We start from the raw sequence: 1308 nt of genomic DNA, 5'->3' as shown, positions 1-1308 counted from the left end.
CCGCGTTCAGCATCAGTCAGGTTCAGCGGCGCAAGCTTCGGACCAGGACGAGTCATACAGGAACTGTAAGCCAACCACTGACTCAGCACACTAGTCGGCAGGGTGCTGCGGCTGATCAGTAGAGAAGTCCGAGCCGCTCGCGCTGGCGGGGCGTTCGAGGGCGTGGTTGTTCGGCTCACTCTCCGGGCCCCTTTTGACGAGACCAGGCAGTGTGCTGATATGCGGGGGCCATGGTGGAGTCGACCGTGATGACCAGTCCAGATCGCCCCTGGCGTCCGCCCAGACCAGCAGAACGGCGAGGACGGTACTTGAACGCGCTAGTAGGAGTACGGGGCTGTCGGGTTGCAGGTCTATGCTCGCGCCATACCGTGGAAGGGCGCCCTCTTCTCCCATTCCGGGAGGGGCAGCGGTCTCTCCGCGTCCAAGGCGGGTCGTTTCGCGATGAGAGCCTTCCTACCTGCCCTGGCACCTTTCTGACACGAAGGCTCGGTGGCTGTGATGCGCCGACGAACTCTTCTTCTTGCCCTTCTGATCTGTTTACTGGCGAGTCTGGGACTCGCGCCCGTCAGCACCTCCGCGGGCCCCTGCGACATCTTCCCGGATGGGAAATGTCCGACCTTCGGGGACCCCCAGCGACCACCGACCTTCGGTAGCGGATGGTGGAACATCAAGAGTGGGTTCACCCAAGACCTGGTCCTCGCCGCCCCCTGGGAGTTGGGCCTCCGAGAGTTGCACCCCCGACCTGGCCGTCACAGGATCACATTGCAGCCCAACCGCAACGAGGAGGGCCAGCAGTTCCGTTTCCGGCCCGTCAACGGTTCGTTCCAGATCGAAGTACGCAACACGGGGCTATGTCTGGAAGGCAGCACCAAACAGGACGGGTCGGCGATCATTCGCCAGAATTATTGCGACACGCCATCCAACGCACAGAATTGGAAAATCGAACCCCGCGGCCCGAGCGGTTTCTTCAGGATCAGGTCAACGCGGGGCCGAGATGGCACGGCAGTGGGAGGACGATGCCTCGACGCAGCCTCTGCTAGCCGAACCGTGCCCCCAACAGGCGCCTACCTGCAAGAGTTTTCCTGCCATGACGGCGAAAACCAGGCTTGGGCGTTCGTGGACGCGTCCCCCGCACCCTTCGTTCGCTGAGGCACGGAGCGGCTGGGTGAGAGAGCAAGTAGTGCTTTGTGAGGGTGCGGCCGAGCCCGTCGTGGGAGCGGTGCTGCCGAGGTGTTGATCTCCGCTTCGGAACTCGCGGCGTCCTGCGCGGAGCTCCGGCAGCGTGTTGATGGGCTCGGCCGAGGTCGA

At 63.5% G+C, this 1308-nt stretch carries 1 protein-coding gene and 1 pseudogene; one reads left to right on the top strand and one right to left on the bottom strand.

The genetic code is table 11. From position 1 onward, the window contains the following. The first annotated feature begins 498 nt into the window (after positions 1 to 498). A complete protein-coding gene (locus tag ACFYP3_RS37855) occupies positions 499 to 1149 on the top strand; it encodes an RICIN domain-containing protein (RefSeq protein ID WP_388842666.1) in 651 nt (216 codons plus the stop codon). 43 nt (positions 1150 to 1192) lie between these two features. On the opposite strand, the pseudogene ACFYP3_RS37850 reads toward ACFYP3_RS37855, so the two are convergent. Further along, a pseudogene (locus tag ACFYP3_RS37850) lies at positions 1193 to 1308 on the bottom strand (IS5/IS1182 family transposase); the annotation flags it as partial.

The sequence above is a fragment of the Streptomyces sp. NPDC005533 genome, assembly GCF_042871845.1.
Lineage (GTDB): Bacteria > Actinomycetota > Actinomycetes > Streptomycetales > Streptomycetaceae > Streptomyces.
The sequence above is the reverse complement of the archived record's forward strand: the minus strand, read 5'-3'. Positions and strand labels throughout refer to the sequence as shown.